A 24,945-nucleotide genomic window follows, 5' to 3' on the forward strand; every position below is an offset into this window, starting at 1 on the left:
GGCCGTGATGGAATGGCTCCATGCCGATCCTCAACAAAGACATGACGCTCTGCATCTCGCTGGCAGGTCGTCCCTCGAACATCGGAACCCGGTTCCACAACCACCTCTACGACGAGCTGGGCCTCAACTTCATCTACAAGGCGTTCACCACCGACGACATCGCGGCGGCCATCGGCGGCGTGCGAGCACTCGGCATCCGGGGCTGCTCGGTGTCGATGCCGTTCAAGGAGGCCGTCATCCCGCTCGTCGACGTGGTCGAGCCCTCCGCCGCGGCCATCGAGTCGATCAACACGATCGTCAACGACGACGGCACCCTCACCGCCTCCAACACCGACTACGAAGCGGTGGCCGAGCTGCTGGCGCGGCACGAGGTCGAGCCTTCGGCCTCCGTGCTGGTGCGCGGCTCGGGGGGCATGGCCAAGGCCGTCGTCGCCGCCTTCCGTGGGGCGGGCTTCGACGACCTCACGGTGCTCGCGCGCAATCGCGAGGCGGGGGCGGCCCTGGCCGAGAAGTACGGCTACCGCTTCGCCTCCGAGCTCCCGGATGCGGGCCACGCGGTGATCGTGAACGTCACCCCGCTCGGCATGGCCGGGCAGGACGAGGACGCCCTCGCCTTCCCGCTCGAGCACGTCGCGGCGGCAGGGACCGTGGTCGACGTGGTGGCGTTCCCGTCGGAGACGCCGCTCGTGCGTGCGGCGCGCGAGACGGGAGCCTCGCTCATCACGGGCGCCGACGTGATCGCACTCCAGGCCGCCCGGCAGTTCGCCCGCTACACCGGAGTCACGCCGTCACGCGAGCAGGTCGAGCGGGCCTCGGCCTTCTCGCGGGCCTGACCGGCCGCATCCCGAACCGCTACGCGCACGGAGTGAGCGACTCGACCGAGGTGGTGAGCGTCGCCGGGCCGCCGAGCAGGGTGACGTGGGTCACGCCCTGTGCGCTCATCGCGGCGAGGGTCGCCTGCGGGACGCACTCGCTGGTGACCACGTAGAGCGGGGCGCCGATCGCGCCGGCCCAGGCGGAGCCGGCGAGCGCGTCCGGGAACTTCAGGCCCGTGGCGAGGAAGGCCCGGCCAGCAGTCGGGAACGCCCGGGTGTTGATGGCGGCCGAGGCGGCGTAGCGGTCGGTGCCACCATCGCGCACCACCGAGGTGACGCCCGAGACGGAGCCGAGCGAGGCCTCGATACCGGGGCTGACCGAGTTCGGGCCGCCCGCGATCACGATGTTCTTCACGCCGAGGCTCGTGAGCGTTGCGACGGTGGCGGAGTCGAGGCTGCTCGCCCCGCCGTTCACCAGCAGCACCGGCCCGTAAGCGCTGGCGGCGGCCGCGCCCGCGCTCAGTGCGTCGGGGAAGTTCGTGCCGGTCGCCACGTACGCGGTCTGGCTGGAGGGGCCGAAGGCGAACTCGCTCAGTGCGCGCGAGACCTCGAATCGGTCGGCGCCGTCGATGCGGACGGTGTTCGCCTGGATGCTCTTCAGGTCGTCCACCACGGCTCCGGACACCGAGTTGGGGCCGCCCACCACCACGATGCGGCCGGGCTGGAGCCGCTCGATCTCAGTGCGCACGAGGCCCGGGAGCCCGTCGGAAGGCGTGAGCAGCAGAGGAGCGTTGAGCATCGCGGCCGCCGGTCCGGCGGAGAGTGCGTCGGGGTAGTTCGCGCCGGTGGCGACGAAGACCGTGTAGGCGCCGCTCGGGTAGGCACGCGCGGAGACGTTCACGGCGACCTCGTAGCGGTCGGCGCCGGTCACGCGGTCGGGGCCGGTGGGTGGGGTGAGCACGGCCGAGGCGAAGAGATCGTCGCCCCCACCGCATCCGACGGGCCCGGATGACGGGTCGCACGAGGTGGCCGTGTAGAGGGCGACGACGAGCGGGTCGGCGCGGTCGATCCGGTAGTCCTGGGTGAAGTGGCCGGTCTGCCTGGCCGCCGAGCTGGACTCGAGGCCGAGCGCGGGCTCGTCGTAGAGCGGCGGCGGCCCACCGATGACCGGCGCCGGGCGTACCGGTGTGGAGGCGTCGCCGTAGTCGACCAGCAGGGTGACCAGCCCGCCGTAGAACAGGTTAGGGATGGTGGGGCTCGCCACGGAGGCGAAGTCGAAATCGACCGTGAACCCGTCGCTCGTCGCGGTGATCGCGAGGTTCGTGATCTCGGGACCGTTCCAGTCGTAGGGTCCCAGAGTGGGAGGGGTGGCGTAGCGGATCGGCAGCGGCCCGTTCGAATCGGCGAGTTCCTGCGCGTCGGCCGTCGTGGAGCTCTCGGCGACGACGGCGTCCGCTGACGCCGAAGCCGGTGCGATGAGAGCGAGGGCCACGGCGGCGATGGTCGCGGCGGCAACGGATGCGGTGGTTCTGAGCACGGACGGGTCCTTCCGGTGTGGCGAAGAGCTTTCGTACGCTATCGACTGGGGTCTCCGCAGCGGCAGCCCCACTTTCTGGGGCAGCCGGCTCTGCTCGCCGGACCGACCACATGGTGGGCACGACGGCGGAGATCACCCGACGGACGAAGTCTTGACAGGCAAGTGAATGCTTGCCTATTGTCGTCACCGTGACGGATGTCTTCAAGGCGCTCGCCGACGAGACGAGGAGGGCCCTGCTCGACGAACTCGCGCAGCGAGACGGGCAGACACTCTTCGAACTCTGCTCGAGGCTGGCCATGAACCACGGCCTCACCTCGTCGAGGCAGGCCGTCTCGCAGCACCTCGACGTGCTGGAGGCCGCCGGCCTCGTGCACACGGAGCGGCGGGGGCGCTACAAGTTCCACACGATCGACACCGCACCGCTCGCGCAGATCGCGCGGCGCTGGAACCCCGAAGGGACCTCACCGTGAGACTTCAGACCGTCAGCATCTTCGTCGACGACCAGCAGCGGGCCCTCGACTTCTACACCGGCCGGCTCGGCTTCGTGGTCGCCGCCGACGTGCCGCTGGGAGAGCATCGGTGGCTGACCGTCGTCGACCCCGCGCATCCGGAGGGCACCCAGCTCTCCCTCGAGCCGAAGGGCCACCCGGCCGTCGTGCCCTTCACCGAGGCACTCGCGGCCGACGGCATCCCGTTCCTCGTGCTCGGCGTCGACGACGTGCAGGCCGAGTACGAGAGGCTGCTCGCCCTCGGTGAGACCTTCACGCAGCCGCCGACGACCATGGGACCGGTGATCGTCGCCGTGCTCGACGACACCTGCGGCAACCTGCTGCAGCTCGCGCAGTGGGTCGGCTGACGCGGCCCGCGCGCCACGCGCATCCTCAGTCGTCGACGGCGACCATGACGTCGGACGCCTTCACGACCGCGTAGGCCTCTCCGCCCACCACGAGGCCGAGCTCGTCGACGGCCTCGTTCGTGATCGACGCGGTTACCACCGAGCCGCCCACGTCGATGCGCACGTGCGCCGTGGTCGCGCCCTTCGTGACCTCGACGATGGTGCCCTTGAGGCGGTTGCGTGCACTGATGCGCATGGCGGCTCCTTCTGCTCCGGCGCCAGCCTACGCCGGGAGTGCAGGCGGTGTCGTCGCGTCAGCTCACGCCGGCGACGGCGACGGCGAAGTCGTCGAGCTCGCGGAGAGTCGGGGGCTCCGCACCCACACGGGTGCACGTGAGCGCGGCGACCCGCATCGCGAAGGAGAGGGCCGTCGTCCACGCGGCCGAGGTCATCCCTCGAATGCCGCGCGAGCCGTCTGCGAGGAATCCCGCTCGATCGAGTGCTACGAGCAGGCCGCCGCAGAACGAATCCCCGGCGCCGATGGTGTCGGCCACCTCGACCGGCACACCAGGCACATCGATGCGATGGCCACCGTGCAACAGGACTGCTGCGCCGGCGGCGCCGGTGGTCACGACGACGGCCCTCTCCGGAGCCGTCCAGCTCGCGGCCGTGAGAAACGGATCGACCCCCGGGTGGAGCCACGCGATGTCGTCGTCGCTCGCCTTGACGATGTGCGCGAGCCGCACCTGCCGCTCCACCCGGTCGCGCTCGCGGGCGACCGCGAGACCGAGGCCGGGTCGCAGGTTCATGTCGTAGGAGATGAGGGTGGTGGTGGCGAGCTCGCGCTGCAGGGTCTCGATGAGCGCCGAGCCGGGTTCGATCGCCGCGCTCAACGAGCCGACGTGCAGAGCTGCCGGTTGCAGCTCGGCGACCCTGCCCAGCTCGGCCGAGGTCCACTGCCAGTCGGCCGTGCCCTGCAGGTAGAACGAGTAGTCGGCCCCGCCGGTGTCGCTCAGCGTGGCGACGGACAGCGTCGTGGGCTGTGCGGCCCCGGCGATGAGCGTGGTCCCGACCCCGTCGGAGCGGAGCCGCTCCAGGATCCGGGTGCCGAATGCGTCGCTGCTCACGCGGCCGGCGAACTCCACGGCTCCGCCGAGCCGTGCGATCGTGACCGCGGTGTTCAGCGGTCCGCCTCCGACACGGGCTTCGAACAGGCCGTCGGGTCGCTGGATGAGGTCGATGAGCGCCTCGCCGAGAGCGACGATCATCGCGCGGTCCTGGAGGAATCGCGCAGGATCAGCCGTGTGGGCAGGGTGACGGTCTCGTGGGGTCCGGGGCCGTTCTCGAGGCGATCGAACAGAAGTCCTGCGGCTCGTCGGCCCATCTCGGCTGGATCTTGCGCGACTACCGTGAGGGGTCGTGCCATCAGGTCGGCGAGCTCGAAATCGTCGAACGCCACGTGTGCGGGCAGGAACTCGGCGTAGGCGGCCGTGCGCAGGGTCGCGATCGTGTTCAGGGTGTTGCCGGTGAACAAGCCGGTCGGTTGCGTGGCGCCCGTGAAGCTGGTCCTGAGTGCAGCCTCCGAGCGGGCGGAATCAGGGTGACCCAGGAACACCAGGTCGCTGTCGAGGGGGATGTCGGCATCGGCGAGGGCATCGCGGTAGCCGGCGAGCCGCTCGGCGCCCGTGTAGATGTCTTCTCCGTCACCGATGTAGACGACCCGTCGACAACCCTGCTCGATCAGGTGGGTCACCGCGGCACGCGCGCCGCCCCTGTTGTCGGAGGTCACGGAGTCGGCGACGAGACCGAGCGGCGGCCGGTCGGCGAAGACGATCGGCAGGCCGGCCGCGAGTTCGGGCTGAAGGAATCCGTGGTCGAAAGGCGAGGGGATCACGATGAGCCCGTCGACGCGTCGGGCGATCAGCGACAGGGCCATCTCACGTTCGCGATCGATGTTGTCAGACGACGACGCGGTGAACAGGAGTGTGCCGTTCGCGATGGCCAGACCTTCCACCGCCCGGGCGAAGTTCGACTGGAACGGCTCCGCGATGTCCTCGACGATGAGCCCGATGGTCGCCGAGCTGCCGTGCCTGAGGCTCGCCGCGCCCGTGTTGCGCTGGAATCGCAGCTGCACGATGGCGCGTTCGACGGCGGTCCGTGTCTCTTCGCTGACGTAGCGCTCCCCGTTCACCACGCGGGAGACGGTCTTCACGCCCACCCCTGCGAGCGCCGCCACGTCTTTCATCGTGGCCCTTCCCACCCGGGGAAGGGCCCGCCAATCGCGGTCCTCATCGACGGACGTACTCATCTGCACTCCTCTGGCTTCGACATGACAACGTTATCGGAATCTCAACATGATCTGAGCTGCAACGTTTGACTATCAAATTGTGTTGTGTCAAGGTAGCGCATGACAACGATGTCAGAACATCGTGGACAACGCACCAGGAACCCCGCGAAAGGTGAATCAATGAAGATCAACAGAGGCGTCGCGCTGGTCGCGACGACGGCGGCCGTCGCGCTGCTGGCCAGCGGATGCTCGAGCAGCGACTCGGGATCGGCCGACGGCGGCGACGTCGAACTGCGCTGGATCATGTCGGCCGACTCCCAGGCGGAGGTCGACGTCTGGGAGCACCTCGCCGACATGGTGCACGAGCAGTACCCCGAGATCACGGTGAACTTCGAGAGCGCCCCGTTCAAGGACTACTACAACAAGCTCACCACCCAGGCCGCCAGCAACGACCTCGCCTGCATCGCGGGCCTCCAGGCTCAGCGGGTGCCCGACGTCGGATCGCTGTTCACCGACCTCGAGCCGTCGTTCGAGTCGACGGACTTCGACATCGCCGACTACGCGCCGTCGATCGTCGAAGGCCTGCAGAACGACGACGGCGAGCAGCTCGCCGTGCCGTACGACCTCGGCCCGTACGTGCTCTACTACAACAAGGACATGTTCGACGCCGCGGGTCTCCCGGTGCCGACCCCCGGCTGGAGCAAGGAGGAGTTCCTCTCCGCTGCCAAGACCCTCACCACCGACGGCAAGTACGGCTTCGCCGCCGACGGCACCCCCGACACCTGGCTGCCCTACGTGCTCAGCATCGGTGGCGACTACATCGCCGACGGCAAGCCCGACCTCACGAACGACAAGGTCGTCGAGGGCTTCACCTGGGTCACCGACCTCGTGACGAAGGAGCAGGTCGCCCCCGCGCCGCCCGCCACCGGCGCGTCGAACTGGACCGCCGACCAGTGGCGCAGCGGCAACGTCGCCATGTACGTCGACGGTCCGTGGCAGCTCATCAACGCCAAGGCGAACGTCGACTTCACGGTGGGGCTCGCGACCGTCCCCGCGACGGACGGCACCTCGATCACGACGATGTCGGGAACCGGCTTCGGCGTGACGCAGGGTTGCGACCACCCGGAGGAGGCCTGGAAGGCCATCTCGGTGATCATCGGCGCCGACGCGCAGAAGTACATCGCCGACGCGGGGCGGGGCTTCCCGGCCTACCTCGACGCCCAGGAGAACTGGTACACCACCGCCGGCGTCGACGGCGCTCAGGAGGCGATCGAAACGGCGCTCAGCACCGTGAACGTCTACCGCACGACGCCCAAGTGGAACCAGCTCTCCGCGCTGATGCTGCAGTACGGAGTCGAGGCGTTCAGCGGAGCGAAGACACCTGCGGAGGTTCTCGAGCAGGTGCAGAGCCAGGTCGGCAACTAGCCGCACCCGAGAAGCGGGGCCCCGTCAGCGGGGCCCCGCCCAGGGAGAGATCATGACAACCACACCCACCCAGACACCACCGCCGACCACGGTGCCGGAGGTGCTGAAGAAGGCCAGGCGCCGCGGCGTCGGGCGCTCCGACAGAGGCGCGGCACTGGGCTTTCTGGCCCCGAACCTGCTCGGCTTCGCCTGCTTCACCATCCTGCCGATCGGCGCCTCGCTGGTGCTCAGCTTCTTCGAGTGGCCGCTGATCGGCGAGGCGACCTTCACCGGGCTCGAGAACTTCATCACCCTGTTCACCGCTGATCCGGTGTTCTGGCAGGTAGTGGGCAACACCTTCTACTTCGTCGGCGTCTACGTGCTGCTGAACCTGATCGTGTCGCTCAGCCTCGCGCTGTGGCTCACCTCGAAGGTGCGCTGGAAGGGATTTCTGCGGTTCGTCTTCTTCCTGCCCGTGGTGAGCCCGATCGTGGCGAACGCCGTGGTCTGGCGTCTGCTCTACAACCAGGACGACGGGCTCATCGCCTGGTTCTTCCAGACCTTCACCGGAACCAGTGGTCCCAACTGGCTGGGCAGCTCGGAGTGGGCGATGCCGGCGGTCATCATCATGTCGGTGTGGGCGGGCTTCGGCTACAACATGATCATCTTCATCGCCGGCATCGAGGGCATCCCGAAGACGCTCTACGAGGCGGCCGAGATCGACGGCGCCGGCTGGTGGCGGCGGCTGGTCAGTGTGACCCTGCCGATGCTCACCCCGAGCATCTTCTTCGCCACTGTCATGACCGTCATCTCCTCGCTGCAGGTGTTCGCCCAGCCGTTCATCCTCACCGGCGGAGGGCCGGGCTCCTCGACCACCACTCTCGTGTTCTACCTCTACCAGCAGGGCTTCCAGGGCTACGAGATGGGTTACGCCTCCTCTATCGCCTGGTCGTTGTTCCTGCTCATCATGGTGATCACCTTCATCCAGTTCCGCAGTCAGAAGAGGTGGGTGCACTACTCATGACGACCCATCAGTTCCGGGCGCCTCGTCGCCCGATGACGCCGGAGCGCGCGAAGTCCGCCATCGGCGGCGTCGTCTCGCAGGTGCTCATCCTCGTGGCGGCGGTGATCACCCTCATCCCGTTCATCTGGATGGTCTCCACCGCCCTCAAGCCCTCCAGCGAGGTCTTCTCCAACCCGCCGAGTCTCGTCGGGTCGAGCATCGAGTGGCAGAACTTCGCCGACGCCTGGAACTATCTGCCCTTCGGGCGCTTCATGCTGAACGGTCTCATCGTGGCGGGCATCGGCACGGTGATCGTGGTCGCGACCTCGGCGATGGCGGCCTACGCCTTCTCCCGGCTGCGCTGGAAGGGGCGCGACGGCACCTTCCTGCTCTACCTCGGCACCCTGATGATCCCACAGGAGGTGCTCATCGTTCCGATGTTCATCCTGATGCGGGAACTGGGCTGGGTGAACTCCTACCAGGCGCTCATCGTGCCCTGGGCCTTCACCGCCTTCGGCACCTTCCTGCTGCGCCAGTTCTTCCTCACGCTGCCCGACGAACTCGAGGAGGCGGCCCGGCTGGACGGCGCGAACCGCTGGACCTCGTTCACCCGCATCATCCTGCCGCTGTCGAAGCCGGCGCTCGGAACGCTGGCCGTGTTCACCTTCATCGGGTACTGGAACAGCTTCCTGTGGCCGCTGCTCATCGTGAGCGACGTGAACATGGCCACCGTCCCGCTCGGTCTCAACATGTTCCTCGGCCAGACCGGCAACCAGTGGAACCTGCTCATGGCGGCGTCGACCATCTCGGTGCTCCCGAGCGCGATCATCGTGATCCTGCTGCAGAAGTACCTCGTGAACGGCATCGCCCTGAGCGGGATGGGCGGCCGCTGAGCGCCTCGCCCGGCAGCCCCGCGCAGCACGCTGCGCTCATCCGCACCCCTCGACAACACCCTCCATCCTGAAAGGACCGATCGCCGTGCACTCCCTCTACTACCAACCAGAAGGCACCTGGTTCGGCGACTGCATGCCGTACGCCGAGAACGGCGTGTTCTACCTCTACCACCAGCGGGACACCCGCAAGCCGGGGCCCTTCGGGGAGCCCTTCGGCTGGGCTCTCGCCACCACGCGCGACTTCGTGGACTACGACGACCGGGGCGAGTCGCTGCACCGCGGCGGCGATGACGAGCAGGACCAGTTCATCTTCGCCGGGAGCGTGTTCAAGGCGCGAGACGGCCGCTACTACGCGCTCTACACCGGGTACAACCGGGACTACCCAGCCCAGGGCAAGGCCTCGCAAGTGCTCATGATCGCCGCGAGCGACGACCTCGTGACCTGGGAGAAGACCGACACCAGGCTCGTCCCGCCGCAGGAGGGCTACGACCCCGACGATTGGCGCGACCCGTTCGTGCTCTGGAACGAGGAGGCGGGGGAGTACCTCATGATCCTCGGGGGGAGGAAGAAGGGGCCGAAGGTGCTCACCGGCTCGACGGTGGCCTTCACCTCGACCGATCTCGAGAACTGGGAGTTCCAGGGCGACTTCTGGGACCCGGGGCTCTACAGCATGCACGAGATGCCCGATCTGTTCCGGATGGGTGACTACTGGTACCTCCTCACCACCGAGTACAGCGACAAGAGCAAGACCGTGTATCGCATGAGCACCTCGCTCGACGGGCCGTGGACGGCCCCGGTCGACGATGCGTTCGACGGGCGCGCCTACTACGCGGCTCGCTCCGCGGCGGACGGCGGGCGCCGCTATCTCTTCGGATGGGTGCCCACCAAGGAGAACGACGACGACCTGGCCTCGTGGGAGTGGGGCGGCACCCTCGTGGTGCACGAACTGGTGCAGCGCGCCGACGGATCGCTGGCCGCCGCGATTCCGCAGGGCGTCGCGGATGCGTTCGGCGAGGCGGAGTCGCTGGGGTCGGACCCGCTCGAGCTCGCTTCGATCGACGGACTCGCCGAGCAGGTGCTCACGCCGGACTCGGGCACGCTGTTCCTGTTCGGCACCACCTTCACCGTGGCTCCGGGAACCCGTGCCCTCTCGCTCCGGCTCTACGAGGACTCGGTCACCGGAGCCGGATACGAGTTCGTCGTGACGCCGGGCGAGAACCGCCTGTTCTTCGACCGCCGGCCGAACTACCCCTGGCACCAGTACGCCAACAAGGGGCTCGACCGGCCGATCGTGCTCGACCCCGAGGTTCCCCACCGACTCGAGGTGGTGGTCGACGACACCATCGCCACCCTGTACGTCGACGGCGTGGCGCTCAACGCGCGCCTCAACACCAAGCCCGGCAGTGCGCTCACCCTCGGCGTGGTGGAGGGATCGGCCGTGTTCACCGACACGAGCATCCGCCGCAGCCTGAAGGAGCGTCGATGACCCAGGCTCTTTTCTACCGCCCCCTCGAGGGATGGTTCGGCGACGTCATGCCCGTCGTGCACGACGGCGTGTGCCATCTCTTCTACACGCACCTCGACTTCGACGACACGGGGTCGGCCGAGGTATCGAAGAAGTTGCGGTGGGCGCACCTCAGCACCACCGACTTCGTGACCTTCACCGAGCATCCGAACGCCATCCCCTCCGGGGCGCCCGGCGAGCAGGATCTGCTGGCCGGGGCCGGCTCCGTCGTCGGTCCTGCCGACGGCGTGTTCCACGCCTTCTACGTGGGCATCAACCCGCACGCGGTGGCGCCCGAGCGCGAGCAGGTGGTGCTGCACGCGACGTCGAGCGACCTCGAACGGTGGGAGAAGGACGAGGGCTTCGCCTTCGCCGCCGACCCGCGCTGGTACGACGCGAACGCGTGGCGTGACCCGTTCGTGGTGGGCGACGCCGAGCGGGGCTGGAGCATGCTGCTGTGCGCCCAACTCGATCTCGAGCCTGCCCGGCGTGGCGGCGCGGTGGGCGTGGCGACGTCGTCCGATCTCGTCACCTGGAAGGCCCAGCCGCCCTTGTTCGCGCCGGGCACGACGCTCGCTCCGGAGTGTCCCGAGGTCTTCGAACGGGATGGTGTCGAGTACCTCCTCTACTCCACCTATTCCGATCGCTTCGCGGTGCGCTATCGACGACGCCCGGCGGGCTCGCAGGAATCCTGGCGCGCCGCGGCCTGGGATGCGCTGGACGGTAACGACTTCTACGCGGCGACGAGTGTCGACGTCGCCGGGCGTCGCATCCTGGTGGGGTGGATCGCCACTCGGGCGGGCGACTCCGACCGTGGGCACCGGCAGTGGGGCGGTGACCTCGTGGTGCACGAGCTCGTGCCGCGCGACGACGGGACACTGGGCGTGCTGCCGCTCACCGAGCGGCTCGATGCGTTCGCGCCCGTCGCCCCGCAGATCGAAGCGCGCTCCGGTGACTGGCGGATCGAGGGAGCATCGGCCGTGCGCTCCCAGCCCTCCGCGGTGGAGCCGTTCGGGTGGGTGTCGGTGGCCACGCTCGACCGGCCCACTCTCGTGCGCGCGACGGTGGCGGCCCCCGAGGGAGCCGAGGAGTTCGGCATCGCCGTGCAGGCGAACGAGGACTTCACGGCTGCCTATCTGGTGCGCTTCGAGCCGGCCAGAGGGCGCTTCGTCTTCGACCGCCGGCCGCACCGCATCGACGTGCCGTTCGATCACGAGGTCGACCGCAGCTATGTCAGCGACCCCGACTTCGAGATCGAGCGTCCGCTCGACGGTGGCGCCGCCGCGTGGGCGGTCACGGTGATGGTGGAGGGATCGGTGATCTCCGTGTACGTCGACGATGTCGCGCTCACCACCCGCGGCTACGACCTTCAGGGCGGAGCCATCGGCTTCTACTCCGCGGCGAGCGCTCTCGAGGTGACGGAGATCGCCGTGTCCGTGCGCTAGGGGCCGCTGTCGTGGACCGAAGAGGAGAGGCGGAGATGAACGATGATCCCGTGGCAGCGGGGCAGGCGCCCGTCGACCTGATCGCCCGGATCCGGGCGGGGCGCGGGCACGAGGAGTCCGTGGCCGGGCTCCTGGCGGAGTACGGGCAGCACGTGTCCCGCTCGCCGGGCACCCTCCGCTTCGAGGTGTACCGCGACGCTGATGACAGCAGCCGGTTCGTGGTGCTCGAACGCTACGCCGATCAGGCGGCGTTCGAGCACCACCTCGCCGACCCCGCGAACGCCGAGTTCAACGGTGCGATCGCCGGGATGGTGACGGGTGCATCCGAGCTCCAGTTCCTGAGGTCGTGACGGGGCGGGTGGGACGGTGACCGCCGTCGGGCTCCCCGCCGGCACGACCCCAATCGTGTCCGGCGGGGAGTCCACCGCGACGCCGACGGCACCCCACCGGGTGCAAGCGGTGGAGTGCGATCGGAGCGGTGACGGGCCTTGACCGGGCGACCACGCTGTCGCCGAGCCCTCGAGTTCGAATGCCCCAAAATGTCACCCGCCTCGGTGCTTCGACGCTACGGGTGCGCAGGGCCGGGCGCCATATCCCCAACCGGGGTCACGCCCCGTGTGAGGGCGCTAGCCTGAACGCATGAGCGGGGAACGCGACATCATCGTCGGCTCGATCGTCGACCTGTCGGGGGTGGTGCGCGCGAAGGCCGTGCCCGCGGCGCGCGCCGAGGCGTTCGAGTCGGTCGGGATGGGGGCCTCGCCCAGCTGGAACGTCTTCTGCGTCGACGACCAGACCGCGTTCACGCCCACGTTCTCCGTCACCGGCGACCTGCGGATGCGCGTGGACCGCTCGCGGCTGCGCGAGATCGCCGAGGGGGTGCGCTGGGCTCCCGGCACCTTCCACACGCAGGACGGTGCCGTCGCCGCGGTGTGCACGCGGTCGGCGCTGGAGCGGCAGGTGGAACGGATGCGCGACCGCGGCCTCGAGGCGCTGGTGGGTCACGAGGTGGAGTTCGTGCTCGACGAGGCCGTGCCCCGCGAGCGCTGGTCGGCCTACGGCCTCGGTTCGCTTCTGGAGAGCCGCGGATTCGTCGCCGATCTGCTCGAGGCGGCCGACCGGGCCGGCCTCGAGGTGGCGCAGGTGCACGCCGAGTACGGCCCCGACCAGTACGAGGTGTCGCTCGCACCGCGGCCTCCGGTCGAGGCGGCCGACGACCTCGTGCTGGCGCGCATCCTCATCTCCCAGACGGCTCGACTGCACGGGCTGACCGCCTCGTTCTCGCCCGTGCCGGCCGCCGGCGGCAGCTCGAACGGCGCCCATCAGCACCTCTCGTTCAGCCGCGCCGGAGTGCCGCTGATCTCGGGTGGCGCCGAGGTGCATGGACTCACAGACGACGGCGCCGCGGCCATCGCCGGCGTTCTCGCCCGGCTGCCCGAGGTGCTCGCGGTGCTCTCGGGTTCGGTGCTCTCCACGCTGCGGCTGCGCCCGGGCATGTGGGCGGGCGCTTACGGCTGCTGGGGTCTGGAGAACCGCGAGGCCGCGGTGCGGTTGTGCGCCGTGACGCAGGGCACTCCCGAGGCGACGGTCGAGGTGAAGTGCATCGATCCCTCGGCCAACCCCTACCTCGCCACGGCGGTGCTGCTCGCCGCCGCGATCGACGGCATCGAGACCCGCGCGGTGCTCCCGCCCGAGGTGACGGTCGACCCCCAGCTGCTGGCCGAGGCGGAACGCGAGGCGGCCGGGGTGCGACTGCTGGCCGGCCAGACGGGTGCTCGCCTGGAGGCGTTCGCCCGTTCCCCGTTCGCCGCGGCGACACTGGGTGCCGAGATCGTCGAAGCCCTCGTCGCCGTCCGCTCCCGCGAGGACGACACCTACGGTGCCGTCGACCCCGCCACCGTCACGACCCGTCTCCGCTACGCCTGGACCTGCTGACCTGAACCGCGCGGGCCCGGCCGCGCACAGGGGCCTCATCGGATGCGCACAGCGCCGGCCCGGGATCGCCTGCGAGAGTGAGGCCATGTCCACCACCGCGCTGCTCAACCTGCTGTTCGCAGCGGTGCTGGTGGCGCTCTCGGCGGCGGCCGTCGTGCGTGCCGCCGCTTCTCCCGCTCCGTCGAGGCGCTTCGCGCCCGCGCTCATCGCGGTCTGGGCCGTCGCGGTCGGCTACATGACCCTGCGCCCGGGCACGGGCCTCGGCGTGCGGCTCAACCTCGTCCCCATCCTCTTCGACGGCACGGGGTCGGCCATCGACGCCGTGCTCAACGTGTTCGTGTTCGTGCCGCTCGGGCTGCTGCTGGCGGCGGCGGGAGTGCGGATGCGCGTGGCCCTGCCGCTGGCGTTCGCCGTGACCCTGGGCATCGAGACCACGCAGTACCTCACCGACCTCGGCCGCACCGCCGATGTCAACGACCTCATCACCAACACCCTCGGCGCGGTGCTCGGCTGGGTCGTGGCCCACCGCATCCGACTCTGGGCGCGGAGCGCGGCCCTCGCCGGTGCCCGTGACACGACCCCCGGGTGGACAGCTCCACAAAGGTAAGGCTAGCCTTACCTCGGAGAGGGGACCGGGGTGGCGAAGGGTGCAACGCAGGTCGAGGGCACCCGTCGCATCCCGAAGCGCGTCCGCTGGTTCGCGTTCCTCGCCGTCGCGGGCCCGGGGCTCGCGGTCATGCTCGCCGACACGGATGCGGGCAGCCTCATCACCGCGGCCCAGAGCGGCGCGCAGTGGGGGTACACCCTCCTCTCGGCGCAGATCGTGCTCATCCCGATCGTGTTCATCGCGCAGGAGCTGACCGTGCGGCTCGGGCTCGTGACGGGCAAGGGCCACGGCGAACTCATCCGCCAGCGCTTCGGCCGCGGCTGGGCCTGGCTGTCGGTGTCCACCCTCGCTGTCGCCTGCGCCGGCGCGATCGTCTCCGAGATGAGCGGCATCGCCGGGGTCGGGCTCATGTGGGGCATCCCCACCTGGGCGAGCACCGGCGCCGTCGGGCTCTTCCTCGTGCTCATGGTGGTCACCGGCAGCTACAAGCGGGTGGAGCGGGTGGCGATCGGCATCGGGCTGTTCGAGCTGGTCTTCCTCGTTACCGCGGTACTCGCGCGCCCCGATCCCGCCCAGGTCGCCGAGGGGCTGCTCGACGTGCCGGTGGGCGACAGCGGCTACCTCTTCCTGGTGGCGGCCAACATCGGCGCCGTCGTGATGCCCTGGATGATCTTCTACCAGCAGTCCGCCGTGGTCGACAAAGGTCTCGGCCCCACCCACCTGAAGGGTGCGCGCCTCGACACCGCCGTGGGCGCCGTGGTGACGCAGCTGGTCATGATCGGCATGCTCGTCACCACCGCCGCCACGCTCTGGGCGACGAACCAGTCGGCGGTCGATCTCGACTCGGTCGAGCAGATCTCCGACGCCATCACGCCGCACCTCGGCGACTTCGCGGGACGCATCCTGTTCTCGATGGGCATGATCGGCGCCTCCCTCGTGGCCGCCATCGTCGCGAGCCTCACCGCGGCCTGGGGCCTGGGAGAGGTCGCCGGGTACCGGCGCTCGCTCGAGAGCAGCCCCCGTCAGGCGCCCTGGTTCTACCTGGTGTTCGGCGGCGTGATGGTGCTCGGCGTCGTGGTGGTGGAGTCGGGCGTCAACCTCGTCGACCTCAACCTGTTCGTGCAGGTGATGAACGCGCTCCTGCTGCCGATCGTGCTCGGCTTCCTCTACCTGCTCGCGCTCAAGGCGCTGCCCGATCCCTACCGTCTGCGCGGCTTCTACGCCTGGTTCGTGGGGGTGCTGCTCGCCGTGACGGCCGCGTTCGGGGTGTACTCCGCGGTCGCGGGAATCCTGGGCGGGCCCTAGGCCGTTACTCCTCCGCATCCGTCACCTGAAAGGACCCCCATGCCCACCTTCGACACCCTCCTCGCCGAGCAGATCGGCCACGAGTTCGCCGCCTCGCAGCAGTACATCGCCATCGCGGTGTGGTTCGACGACCACGACCTGCCCCAGCTGGCCGGTTACTTCTACCGTCAGGCGGTCGAGGAGCGCAACCACGCCATGATGCTCGTGCAGTACCGGCTCGACAGCGGGATGGGCGTGGTGATTCCCGGGGTGCCGCCCGTGAAGAACGACTTCGCCGACGTGCGCGAGCCCATCGCGCTGGCCCTCGCGCAGGAGAAGACGGTGTCCTCGCAGATCCAGGCGCTGTTCGCGGCGGCCCGGGCCGAGAACGACGGTCTCGGCGAGCAGGCCATGCTGTGGTTCCTCAAGGAGCAGGTGGAGGAGGTCGCCTCGATGCAGACTCTGCTGAACATCGCCGAGCGCACCGACAACCTCTTCGACATCGAGAACTTCGTGGCCCGCGAGACCGCCGGCGCCAGCACCGCCGACGTCAGCGCCCCCGAGGCCGCCGGCGGTGCCCTGTAGGCGCCCGCCGGCGACTGTCCTCGTAGACTCGGGGGCATGCCCGTCGTGCCCGTGACCACGCTCGACGACCCGCGGCTGGCCGACTACGCGCACGCCACCGACGTCGCGCTCAAGAACTCGCACCGCGCCGCGCCCGGCCGCGAGCACGGGCTCTACCTCGCCGAGTCGCTCCTCGTGCTCGAGCGCGCCCTGCGGGCCGGCCACGTGCCGCGTTCGGTGCTGGCCCTCGGCTCGAGCGAGACCGAGGCGCTCGAGGCGCTCGCCGCATCCGGTCACCCCGGCGTGCCGGTGTTCGTCGGCCCCGACGCGCTTCTCGCCGAGCTCACGGGCTACACCCTGCACCGCGGTCTCATCGCCTCGATGCACCGGCCCGCGCTCGTGCCGCCCGTCGAGTTGCTGTCGGGCGCCCGGCGCGTGGTCGTGATCGAGAACGTGGCCGACCCCACCAACGTGGGCGCGATCTTCCGCTCGGCCGGGGCCATCGGCGCCGACGCCGTGCTCGTCACCCCGCGCTGCAGCGACCCCTTCTACCGCCGCGCCATCCGGGTGAGCATGGGCACGGTGCTGCAGGTGCCGTGGACCCGGGCGCCCGAGTGGCCCGAGCTGCGGCCCCTGCTGCAGGGGGCAGGCTTCCACGTGGCGGCGCTGGCGCTGACCCCGGATGCGGTGAGCCTGCGCGACTTCGAGCGCCGCGTGCCCGAGCGGGTCGCCCTGGTGCTCGGCGCCGAGGGCACGGGGCTCACCGACGAGGCCATCGCCGCCGCCGACACGGTGGTGCAGATCCCGATGCTGCACGGCATCGACTCGCTCAACGTCGCCGCCGCGAGCGCGGTGGCCATGTGGGCGGTGTCGGGCTGACCGACCTCGCCGCCGAGTGGCGTCGCCGGGCTCACTCCTCCCCGATGTCCTCGTTCCAGAGCTCGGGCTCGGCGGCGATGAACTCGGTCATCAACCGCACGCACTCGGCGTCGTCGAGCACGACGACCTCCACGCCGCGCGAGCGCAGGTAGTCCTCGCCGCCGTAGAACGTGCGGTTCTCGCCGATCACCACGCGCGGGATGCCGTACAGCAGGATCGCCCCGGTGCACATGTCGCAGGGCGAGAGCGTGGTGACCATGGTGGCGCGGGCGTAGACCGAGGCGGGCAGCCGTCCAGCGTTCGCCAGGCAGTCGGTCTCGCCGTGCAGGATCGGCGAGCCGAGCTGCACGCGACGGTTGTGGCCCACGGCGAGCACCTCGCCGTCGACCACGAGGGCGGCGCCGATCGGGATGCCGCCCTCGGCGCGGCCCTCACGCGCGGCGGCGACGGCGTGGGCGAGGAGCTCGTGGTCGGTGGGGGTCATGGAGTTCCTTCCGTCGGGCGGGGCGGGATGCGCGGGGCGCGGGCGGGATGCGGTCAGCGGTCGAGGCCGTCGAGGTAGCGCAGCAGGATGCCCTCGCGCAGCGCCCACGGCGACACCTCGAGCAGCTCCACGTCGTACAGCTTCATGGCGGAGTGCAGCACGATCGCGCCCGCCACGATCTGGAAGGTGCGGTCGGGCGTGATGCCCGGCAGCGCCTGCCGCGCTTCGGCGTTGATCTGACCGAGGCGGGGGATCCAGTCCTTGAGCTCCGAGCGACGGAGCGTCAGCCGGTCGTCGCCGGAGGAGGTCGCGAACGACGACCCCGCGAGGCGCGCCAGCGAGCGGATGGTCTTCGACGACCCGACCACGTGCTCGACCGGCGGCAGCCCCTCGAACAGCGGCAGCGCATCCGCCCTCATCACCTGCCGCGAGTAGGCCCGCAGCTCGAGCATCTGCTCGGGGGTCGGCGGGTCTTCGGGGAAGAACTGCACGGTGGTGCGGCCCGCGCCGAGCGGCAGCGAGACGGCCACGTCGGGGAACTCGTCGACCCCCTGGGCGATCTCGAGCGAGCCGCCGCCGATGTCGAACAGCAGCATCGTGCCCGACGACCAGCCGTACCAGCGCCGGATGGCGAGGAAGGTGAGCCGCCCTTCGTCTTCACCCGTGAGCACGCGCAGCGCGACGCCCGTGCGCTGCTCGATCAGCGCGAGCACCTCCTCGCCGTTGCGCGCCTCGCGGAGCGCCGAGGTGGCCATCGGCAGCAGCTCGTCGATGCCCTCCCGCTCGGCGACGGCCACCGCGGCGGAGATCGCGTCGACGATCGCCGCGACGCCCTCCGCGCTGATGGCGCCGTCGGGCTCGAGGTAGCGCATGAGCCGCAGCACCGACTTGTGGTCGGCCATCGGCACGGGGCGGGCGCCGGGATGCGCGTCGACGACGATGAGATGGACGGTGTTCGATCCGACATCGAGGACTCCGAGGCGCATGCTGCGACACTACCGGGCCGGGATCGGGCGCGCCGGTATCGGGCTCGTAGACTGGAGCGCGTGCCAGTGAACCAGGAGCTGATCGGCCGTGTCTTCGACAAGACGGCCCCGTACTTGGTCGGTCGCGAGAAGGTGCGCGAGTTCGCCCGCGCCGTGTTCGCCACCGACCCCGCGAGCCTCGACGTGGAGGCGGCGAGGCAGAACGGCTACGCCGACGTGGTGGCGCCGCCCACCTTCGCCATCGTGGTGCAGCAGCTCACCCTCGACCAGCTGTTCGCGGTGGAGGACGCCGGGCTCGAGCTCACCCACGTGGTGCACGGCTCGCAGCAGTTCGCCTACACCCGCCCCATCGTGGCGGGCGACGAGCTCACCGCGCAGCTCGTGGTCACGAGCATCAAGACCCTCGGCGGCAACGCGATGCTCACCGCCGAGACCGGCGTGTACGACGCCGCGGGCGAGCACGTGGTCACCGCCACGTCGACCCTGGTCGTGAGAGGAGACGCCGCATGAGCGACGAGATCGTGGTGCACCGCTACGAGGTGGGCGAGGTCGTGGCCGAGGCCCGCTACCCGCTCACCCGCGAGTCCCTCGTGCGCTACGCGGGCGCATCCGGAGACTTCAACGCCATCCACTACCGCGACGACGTGGCGGCCGAGGTGGGTCTGCCCGGCGTGCTCGCGCACGGGATGCTCACCATGGGTCTCGCGGTTCAGCCGGTGGTCGAGTGGCTGGGCGACCCGGCGCGGGTGCTCGACTACCAGGTGCGGTTCACCCGGCCCGTGGTCGTCGACCCGGTCTCGGGGGCGTCGATCGCGGTGAGCGCGAAGATCGGCCAGCTCGACGAGGCGGCCGGCACCGGTCGCATCGACCTCACGGTCACGGCCGGCGACGAGCCGGCGACGGTGCTCGGCAAAGCCCAGGTGCGCGTCAGCCTGCCATGACCGAGGCCTTCCCGGCGGTGACGGATGCTCCGCTCGCCTCGTTCACCACGCTGCGGGTGGGAGGGCCTGCCGCGCGTCTGGTGACGCCGGTCACCGAGCCCGGCCTGCTCGACGCCGTGCGCGAGCTGTGGAACGACGGCGACGACTGGTTCGTGCTCGGCGGCGGGTCGAACGTGGTCGTGGCCGATGCGGGGTTCGACGGGACCGTGGTGCGCGTCGCGACCACCGGCATCGCCCCCGTGATGGCGCAGGTGGGGCGGGTGCGGCTGCGGGTGCAGGCGGGGCATCCGTGGGACGACTTCGTGCGCCACACGGTCGAGAACGGCTGGAGCGGGGTGGAGGCCCTCTCGGGCATACCCGGCTCGGTCGGGGCGGCCCCCATCCAGAACATCGGAGCCTACGGGCAAGAGGTGGCCGACTCGATCGTGTCGCTCGACTTCCTCGACTTCGCCACCGGCGCGGTGCGCCGCATGCCGGTGGACGAGCTCGAGCTCGAGTACCGCAGCTCGGTGTTCAAGCGGGGCCTGCGCGGCGTGGTGCTGTCGGTGACGTTCGAGCTGCGGGATGCGTGGGGCGATGCGCTGGGGGTGGGCGCGGATGCGGGTGCTGATGCGGGTTCGCGTGCGGATGCGGGTGCGGACTCGACGCCGGCTCCGGTGCCGCTCGGTGCGCCCATCGCCTACGCGCAGCTGGCCGGCGCCCTCGGCGTCGAGCTCGGCGCACGACTGCCGCTGGTCGACGTGCGTGCGGCGGTGCTGAGGCTGCGGGCCTCGAAGGGCATGGTGCTCGACCCGGCCGACCCCGACTCGGTGAGCGCGGGCTCGTTCTTCACCAACCCGATCGTGACCGAGAGCTTCGCCCGCACGCTGCCCTCGTCGGCGCCGCGCTGGCAGGTCGAGCCCGACGAGCCCGACGTCGTGATAGCGCTGGAGCCGGAGGGCGACGCCGCGGCGGGGGTGGCCCTGGCCGGGGACCGCTCCGAGGCACCGCCCCGGGAGTACCACGTGAAGCTCAGCGCCGCGTGGCTGATCGAGAACGCCGGCATCGGCCGCGGCTTCGCGCTACCGGGTTCGACGGCGGCCGTCTCGTCGAAGCACACCCTCGCGCTCGTGAACCTGGCCGGCGCGGCCACCGGGGGCCGCGCCTCCGACGTCGCCGAGCTCGCCCGCTTCATCCAGAGCCGCGTGCAGGCCGAGTTCGGGGTGCTGCTGCAGCCCGAGCCCGTCTTCCTCGGGCACGCGCTCTAGCGGCGCCGGCGCATCCGGTTCAGTCCTGCGCCTGCCGCAGCATCTCGCGGTATCTCGCCGACTCCGACACCATCTGGTGCCCCTCGTCGTCGGCCGGGGGCTCCCAGTCGGGCTGCTCGCCGGCGAACACGAGCGCCCCGGCCTCGATCGACCCGATGAACTCGGCGAGCCAGGCCCGCTCCGTCTCCACGAGTCGCAGCTCGAGCTCGATGCTGTGGGCGACGTGGGGCGGTGCGAGGCCCCGGGCCACCCGTGCGATGCGATCGAGCAACCGTGCGCTCGTCTTCTCCGCGACACGGGCTCTTTCCCGCAGATCGGTGAGCATCGTCGGCCGCTCCACGAGGGGGATGAAGCTGAGCGCCACACGGAACGCCGACGGCTCCATCGCGTTCACCGTCACGGTGGCCTCGTGGAGCAGGCGCGCCAGTTCGGTCTGCCCCGCATCCGTCATCGTGTAGACGGCCACGGCGCGCTCGCCGTCGACCAGGTCGTGCCGCTCGAGGAGCTGCTGCTTCACGAAGGTCGACAGCATCGAGTAGATGGAGCCGGGGTGGATGTGCGCCCACTCCTCCACACCCCAGGAGAGCAGTTCGCGCCGCAGCTGATATCCGTTCACGGGCTCGAACAGCGTCACGACGCCGAGCAGCAGAGCGCGGGTCGTCGTGGTGGACATGTCGTGAGTATATGAGTGCGCATCCATCTGATGAAGCTCTTGACGGGAGTATGATCAAGTTTGAATAATGGTGCCGAGCGAAGGAGACCGCAGTGATTCACGCACGGGGCCTCGCGCGCACCTTCGAGGGGCGCGGGCGGGGCAGGAAAGACGAGGTGAAGGCCGTCGCCGGCGTCGACATCGATGTCGAGACCGGCGAGATCGTGGGCTTCCTCGGCCCCAACGGCGCGGGCAAGACCACCACGCTCCGCATGCTCACCACGCTGCTGAAGCCCACGGCGGGCACCGCGACCGTCGCCGGTTTCGATGTGGCGACGCAGTCGAAAGAGGTGAGGAAGAGCATCGGCTACGTCTCGCAGAGCGGCTCCACCTCGCCCGAGGCGCGTGCCGGTGAGGAGATCATGGACCACGGGATGCTCTACGGCATCAGCCGCAGACAGGCCGAGTCGCGAGGTCGCGAGCTGTTCGGGCAACTCGACCTCGAGGGCCTGTGGGAGCGTAAGCCGCAGGCCATGTCGGGCGGCCAGCGCCGCCGCCTCGACATCGCGATGGGGCTCGTGCACGACCCGCAACTGGTCTTTCTCGACGAGCCGACCACCGGGCTCGACCCGCAGGCGCGCGCCAACCTCTGGACGCACATCTCCGAGCTGCGCGACACCCGCGGTGCGACGGTGTTCCTCACCACCCATTACCTCGACGAGGCCGACGCGCTGTGCGACCGCATCCTGGTGATCGATCACGGGTCGATCGTCGCCTCCGACACCCCGGATGCGCTGAAGCGCCAGGTGGCGGGCGATCTGGTCGAGCTCGTGGTGGCCGATGCCGCCCAGGCCGCCGCGGCGGCCGAGCTGCTGGGCCGGGTGGCCGACGCCGAGCTCGCGGCCGAGGGCGCCACGGTGTCCGCGCGGGTGCGTGGAGCCGGCCACGAGATCGCGGGCCTCATCCGCGGGCTCGATGCCGCCGGCATCGCCCTGGAGTCGATCGAGGTGCGCCGGCCGACGCTCGACGACGTCTTCCTCGACCTCACCGGCCGCTCGTTGCGAGAGGATGCCTGACCGTGTTCTGGAGAGAGACCTTCATCGTCTTCCGGCGACAACTGCGCATCGCGCTGCGCAACCCCGCCTGGGTCATCATCGGGCTGGTGCAGCCGGTGCTCTACCTGTGTCTGTTCGGGCCGCTGCTCGAACCGCTGGCGGGCACGCTGGGCGCCGAGAACGCCTACACCCTGTTCGTGCCCGGACTCCTCGTGCAACTCGGGTTGTTCGGGGCCCTGTTCGCCGGCTTCGGGCTCATCGCCGAGTGGCGGGCGGGGGTCGTGGAGGCCGAGCGGGTCACTCCGGCGAGCCGCACCGCCCTGCTGCTGGGGCGCATCCTGCGTGACGTGCTGCAGCTGTTCGTGCAGGGCATCGTGCTGATCGGGCTCGCCTTCCTGTTCGGGCTCACGGGGTCGATCCCGGGCATGATCCTGGGGCTCGTGATCACCGTGCTGCTCGGGGCCGCGTGCGCCGCCGCGTCGAACGCGCTCGCCCTCACCACCAAGAGCGAAGACGTCATGGCGCCGGTGCTCAACAGCATCGCCCTGCCCGTGCTGCTGCTGTCGGGCATCCTGCTGCCCATGACCATCGGCCCGCAGTGGCTGCAGGTGGTGAGCGACTTCATGCCCACGAAGTACATCGTGAATGCCATCCGTGAGCTGTTCACGGGTGACTTCTTCACGATCACGACGCTGTGGGGCGTGGTGTGGACGCTCGTGCTGTTCGCCGCGGGGCTGTACGTGGGCACCCGCACGTTCCGCAAGGAGAACGCGTAGGGGGCGCCGCCGGGCCGTTAGTCCGCTAGCCGTCCTTGCGGATCCAGCGGAAGGTGAGGCGGCACACGATCAGGCCCGCCACGAGCCAGATGCCGAGCACCACGGCCACCCAGGGCAGGTTCCAGCTGCCGCCCTGCTCGGCCGCGGCGAACGACTCGGGCAGGAACGCCGCGCGCATCCCCTGCGCGATCCATTTGAGCGGGAACACGCTCGCCACCGTCTGCAACCACGACGGCAGCATGGTGAAGCTGAGGAAGACGCCCGAGATGAACTGCAGCACCAGCAGGGGTGGGATGATGACGGCGGTGGCGCTCTTGCCGGTGCGCGGCAGTCGCGAGATGGCGATGCCGAGCACCGCCGAGGTGGTGATGCCGAGCAGGTAGACCCAGGCGAAGGTCACCCAGTTCGCCGGATCGGCGGGGAGCTCGACCCCGAAGGCGACGCGCGCGAGCAGGAGCAGCAACGCCACCTGCGCGAGCGAGGTGACGAGCACCTGGCCCATCTTGCCGATGAAGTACGACAGCACCGGGAGGGGCGTGCCGCCCAGACGCTTGAGGGTGCCGTCGCCGCGTTCGATCGCGATGTCGACGCCGAGGTTCTGCACGCCGCTCAGCAGGATGCCGGCCGCGATCATCCCGGGCAGGTAGTAGGCGGCCTGGCTGATGCCGCCGGAGCCGTCGGGGTTCGTGCCCACGTTGCCCAGGCCGTCGAAGGCGACCGAGAAGATGCCGAGCAGCACCACGGGGAAGAGGAAGGTGAAAAAGACGGTGTCGCCGGCGCGAAAGTAGACCGTGGTCTCGTAGCGGATGCGCGAGAGGCCGAGGCGCAGAGTGCGGCCGGGGGTGAAGCGGCCGGGGGAGACGGGGCCCGTCGTGGGTGTGGCGCTCATGCGGCGGTCTCCGTCGGGGCGGGGGCGGGGGCGGTGGCAGTGGCGGTGGCAGTGGCGGCGGGTTCGGCGGTGGCGACCAGGTCGAGGTAGATGTCTTCGAGAGAGGGGCGTATGACCTCGAGCCCGGCCAGTTCACCATGCTCTGCGGTGAGCCTGCTCACCAGGTGAGACGGCTCCGAGGTGCGTTCTTCGCGCACGGTCGCGCCGTCGTGCCAGCGCACGATGGGCACCCGCGCGTCGGCGGGGCCGAGCTGGTCGATGGGGCCGATGTCGATGAGGCGGCCGGCCGCGATCACCCCGGCGCGGTCGCTCAGCTGTGCCGCCTCGTCGAGGTAGTGGGTGGTGAGAAGGATGGTGGTGCCCTCGGCGGAGAGCGAGCGGATGAGGTCCCAGAACTGCCGCCGCGCCTCCGGGTCGAAACCGGTGGTGGGCTCGTCGAGGAAGAGCAGTTCGGGCCGGCCGATGATGCCGAGGGCGACATCGACCCTCCGCCGTTGACCGCCCGACAGTGCCTTCACCCGCGACCCGGCCTTCGCCTCGAGCCCGACCGCGGAGATCACCTCCTCGACGTCGCGGGGGGAGGGATACAGGCCCGCGACGTGGCGGAGCAGTTCGCGCACCGAGAGGTTCGCCGACTCCCCGCTCTGCTGCAGCACGATGCCGAGCCGGGCCTTCCACTCCAGCCCGCCGTGCTGGGGGTCGACCCCGAGCACCTCGGCGACACCGCCGCTGCGGTCGCGGTAGCCCTCCAGGATCTCGATGGTCGTGCTCTTGCCCGCCCCGTTGGGCCCGAGCAGGGCGAAGGTCTCGCCGTGCGCGATCTCGAAGTCGAGTTCGGCGATCGCGGTGAACGAGCCGTAGCTCTTGTGCAGACCGGCGACACGGATGGCGGGAGGTGTGGGGGCCATGAGTCCATCGTGGCGGCT

The 24,945-nt window shown here is 70.1% G+C and carries 28 protein-coding genes; 19 read left to right on the forward strand and 9 right to left on the reverse strand.

Features of this window, described 5'->3' with window-relative positions; genetic code table 11:
- Positions 1–20: 20 nt before the first annotated feature.
- A complete protein-coding gene (locus N1031_RS18225; RefSeq protein ID WP_259481297.1) occupies positions 21–833 on the forward strand; it encodes a shikimate 5-dehydrogenase in 813 nt (270 codons plus the stop codon).
- A 19-nt stretch (positions 834–852) separates the two neighbouring features.
- Here N1031_RS18225 and N1031_RS18230 read toward each other — a convergent pair whose 3' ends face one another.
- Positions 853–2,352 (reverse strand): cell wall-binding repeat-containing protein, encoded by a 1,500-nt coding sequence (locus N1031_RS18230; RefSeq protein WP_259481300.1) that lies wholly within the window; start codon positions 2,350–2,352, stop codon positions 853–855.
- A gap of 188 nt (positions 2,353–2,540) precedes the next feature.
- Between N1031_RS18230 and N1031_RS18235 the strand changes: the two genes are divergently transcribed.
- A complete protein-coding gene (locus tag N1031_RS18235) occupies positions 2,541–2,822 on the forward strand; it encodes an ArsR/SmtB family transcription factor (protein WP_259481301.1) in 282 nt (93 codons plus the stop codon).
- Positions 2,819–3,208 carry a VOC family protein gene (locus N1031_RS18240; protein WP_259481302.1) on the forward strand — a complete coding sequence of 130 codons (390 nt, stop codon included), beginning with the start codon at positions 2,819–2,821 and terminating at the stop codon, positions 3,206–3,208. The genes N1031_RS18235 and N1031_RS18240 overlap by 4 nt, the downstream gene beginning before the upstream one ends.
- A gap of 25 nt (positions 3,209–3,233) precedes the next feature.
- Here N1031_RS18240 and N1031_RS18245 read toward each other — a convergent pair whose 3' ends face one another.
- The 3 genes from N1031_RS18245 to N1031_RS18255 are packed head-to-tail and all read right to left on the reverse strand — an operon-like array spanning position 3,234 to position 5,495.
- Positions 3,234–3,443 carry a TOBE domain-containing protein gene (locus tag N1031_RS18245; protein WP_259481304.1) on the reverse strand — a complete coding sequence of 70 codons (210 nt, stop codon included), beginning with the start codon at positions 3,441–3,443 and terminating at the stop codon, positions 3,234–3,236.
- 58 nt (positions 3,444–3,501) lie between these two features.
- Positions 3,502–4,455, reverse strand: coding sequence for a carbohydrate kinase family protein (locus tag N1031_RS18250; protein ID WP_259481306.1), 954 nt, complete (start codon positions 4,453–4,455; stop codon positions 3,502–3,504).
- Positions 4,452–5,495, reverse strand: coding sequence for a LacI family DNA-binding transcriptional regulator (locus N1031_RS18255; protein ID WP_259481308.1), 1,044 nt, complete (start codon positions 5,493–5,495; stop codon positions 4,452–4,454). Before N1031_RS18255 ends, N1031_RS18250 begins: the two co-directional genes overlap by 4 nt.
- 159 nt (positions 5,496–5,654) lie before the next feature.
- Here N1031_RS18255 and N1031_RS18260 point away from each other — a divergent pair, with 159 nt between their 5' ends.
- The 11 genes from N1031_RS18260 (at position 5,655) to N1031_RS18310 (ending at position 16,989) form a co-directional block, all read left to right on the forward strand.
- Positions 5,655–6,899 carry an ABC transporter substrate-binding protein gene (locus N1031_RS18260; RefSeq protein ID WP_259481310.1) on the forward strand — a complete coding sequence of 415 codons (1,245 nt, stop codon included), beginning with the start codon at positions 5,655–5,657 and terminating at the stop codon, positions 6,897–6,899.
- A gap of 52 nt (positions 6,900–6,951) precedes the next feature.
- Entirely contained in the window at positions 6,952–7,902 is a 951-nt protein-coding gene (locus N1031_RS18265) for a carbohydrate ABC transporter permease (protein WP_259481311.1), read from the forward strand.
- Positions 7,899–8,774, forward strand: a complete 876-nt coding sequence (locus N1031_RS18270) for a carbohydrate ABC transporter permease (RefSeq protein WP_259481313.1) — start codon at positions 7,899–7,901, stop codon at positions 8,772–8,774. Before N1031_RS18265 ends, N1031_RS18270 begins: the two co-directional genes overlap by 4 nt.
- Before the next feature lie 85 nt (positions 8,775–8,859).
- Positions 8,860–10,260, forward strand: coding sequence for a glycoside hydrolase family protein (locus tag N1031_RS18275; protein ID WP_259481315.1), 1,401 nt, complete (start codon positions 8,860–8,862; stop codon positions 10,258–10,260).
- Positions 10,257–11,723: a GH32 C-terminal domain-containing protein gene (locus N1031_RS18280; protein WP_259481318.1), complete on the forward strand. Its 1,467-nt coding sequence runs from the start codon at positions 10,257–10,259 to the stop codon at positions 11,721–11,723. Before N1031_RS18275 ends, N1031_RS18280 begins: the two co-directional genes overlap by 4 nt.
- 35 nt (positions 11,724–11,758) lie before the next feature.
- Positions 11,759–12,073 carry a putative quinol monooxygenase gene (locus N1031_RS18285; protein ID WP_259481320.1) on the forward strand — a complete coding sequence of 105 codons (315 nt, stop codon included), beginning with the start codon at positions 11,759–11,761 and terminating at the stop codon, positions 12,071–12,073.
- Positions 12,074–12,362: 289 nt separating this feature from the next.
- Complete coding sequence (locus N1031_RS18290; RefSeq protein ID WP_259481321.1) at positions 12,363–13,655, forward strand: type I glutamate--ammonia ligase; 1,293 nt, start codon at positions 12,363–12,365, stop codon at positions 13,653–13,655.
- 85 nt (positions 13,656–13,740) lie between these two features.
- Entirely contained in the window at positions 13,741–14,262 is a 522-nt protein-coding gene (locus N1031_RS18295; RefSeq protein WP_259481323.1) for a VanZ family protein, read from the forward strand.
- A 30-nt stretch (positions 14,263–14,292) separates the two neighbouring features.
- On the forward strand, positions 14,293–15,567 hold the full coding sequence (locus N1031_RS18300) for an NRAMP family divalent metal transporter (protein ID WP_259481326.1): 1,275 nt from the start codon (positions 14,293–14,295) through the stop codon (positions 15,565–15,567).
- 39 nt (positions 15,568–15,606) lie between these two features.
- On the forward strand, positions 15,607–16,131 hold the full coding sequence (locus N1031_RS18305; protein ID WP_259481328.1) for a ferritin: 525 nt from the start codon (positions 15,607–15,609) through the stop codon (positions 16,129–16,131).
- 36 nt (positions 16,132–16,167) lie between these two features.
- Positions 16,168–16,989 carry a TrmH family RNA methyltransferase gene (locus N1031_RS18310; RefSeq protein ID WP_259481330.1) on the forward strand — a complete coding sequence of 274 codons (822 nt, stop codon included), beginning with the start codon at positions 16,168–16,170 and terminating at the stop codon, positions 16,987–16,989.
- A 31-nt stretch (positions 16,990–17,020) separates the two neighbouring features.
- Here the strand turns inward: N1031_RS18310 and N1031_RS18315 are convergent, their stop codons facing one another.
- Positions 17,021–17,473, reverse strand: a complete 453-nt coding sequence (locus tag N1031_RS18315) for a nucleoside deaminase (RefSeq protein ID WP_259481332.1) — start codon at positions 17,471–17,473, stop codon at positions 17,021–17,023.
- Positions 17,474–17,526: 53 nt separating this feature from the next.
- Positions 17,527–18,459, reverse strand: coding sequence for a Ppx/GppA phosphatase family protein (locus tag N1031_RS18320; RefSeq protein WP_259481334.1), 933 nt, complete (start codon positions 18,457–18,459; stop codon positions 17,527–17,529).
- Between the two features lie 60 nt (positions 18,460–18,519).
- On the opposite strand from N1031_RS18320, the gene N1031_RS18325 reads away from it, so the two are divergent.
- From N1031_RS18325 to N1031_RS18335, 3 genes are read left to right on the forward strand one after another with little or no spacing between them, the layout of a single operon-like run.
- Complete coding sequence (locus N1031_RS18325; protein ID WP_259481336.1) at positions 18,520–18,969, forward strand: FAS1-like dehydratase domain-containing protein; 450 nt, start codon at positions 18,520–18,522, stop codon at positions 18,967–18,969.
- Complete coding sequence (locus N1031_RS18330) at positions 18,966–19,400, forward strand: MaoC family dehydratase (protein WP_259481337.1); 435 nt, start codon at positions 18,966–18,968, stop codon at positions 19,398–19,400. Before N1031_RS18325 ends, N1031_RS18330 begins: the two co-directional genes overlap by 4 nt.
- Positions 19,397–20,647, forward strand: coding sequence for an FAD-binding protein (locus N1031_RS18335; RefSeq protein ID WP_259481339.1), 1,251 nt, complete (start codon positions 19,397–19,399; stop codon positions 20,645–20,647). Before N1031_RS18330 ends, N1031_RS18335 begins: the two co-directional genes overlap by 4 nt.
- A gap of 19 nt (positions 20,648–20,666) precedes the next feature.
- Here N1031_RS18335 and N1031_RS18340 read toward each other — a convergent pair whose 3' ends face one another.
- Entirely contained in the window at positions 20,667–21,320 is a 654-nt protein-coding gene (locus N1031_RS18340; RefSeq protein ID WP_259481341.1) for a PadR family transcriptional regulator, read from the reverse strand.
- Between the two features lie 92 nt (positions 21,321–21,412).
- On the opposite strand from N1031_RS18340, the gene N1031_RS18345 reads away from it, so the two are divergent.
- Positions 21,413–22,375: an ATP-binding cassette domain-containing protein gene (locus tag N1031_RS18345; RefSeq protein ID WP_310795717.1), complete on the forward strand. Its 963-nt coding sequence runs from the start codon at positions 21,413–21,415 to the stop codon at positions 22,373–22,375.
- A gap of 2 nt (positions 22,376–22,377) precedes the next feature.
- Positions 22,378–23,130 (forward strand): ABC transporter permease, encoded by a 753-nt coding sequence (locus N1031_RS18350; RefSeq protein WP_259481343.1) that lies wholly within the window; start codon positions 22,378–22,380, stop codon positions 23,128–23,130.
- A gap of 25 nt (positions 23,131–23,155) precedes the next feature.
- Here the strand turns inward: N1031_RS18350 and N1031_RS18355 are convergent, their stop codons facing one another.
- A complete protein-coding gene (locus tag N1031_RS18355; RefSeq protein WP_259481345.1) occupies positions 23,156–24,019 on the reverse strand; it encodes an ABC transporter permease in 864 nt (287 codons plus the stop codon).
- Positions 24,016–24,927 carry an ABC transporter ATP-binding protein gene (locus N1031_RS18360; RefSeq protein WP_259481347.1) on the reverse strand — a complete coding sequence of 304 codons (912 nt, stop codon included), beginning with the start codon at positions 24,925–24,927 and terminating at the stop codon, positions 24,016–24,018. The genes N1031_RS18355 and N1031_RS18360 overlap by 4 nt, the downstream gene beginning before the upstream one ends.
- Positions 24,928–24,945 lie beyond the last annotated feature (18 nt).

This window comes from Herbiconiux moechotypicola (assembly GCF_024979255.1).
GTDB lineage: Bacteria > Actinomycetota > Actinomycetes > Actinomycetales > Microbacteriaceae > Herbiconiux > Herbiconiux moechotypicola.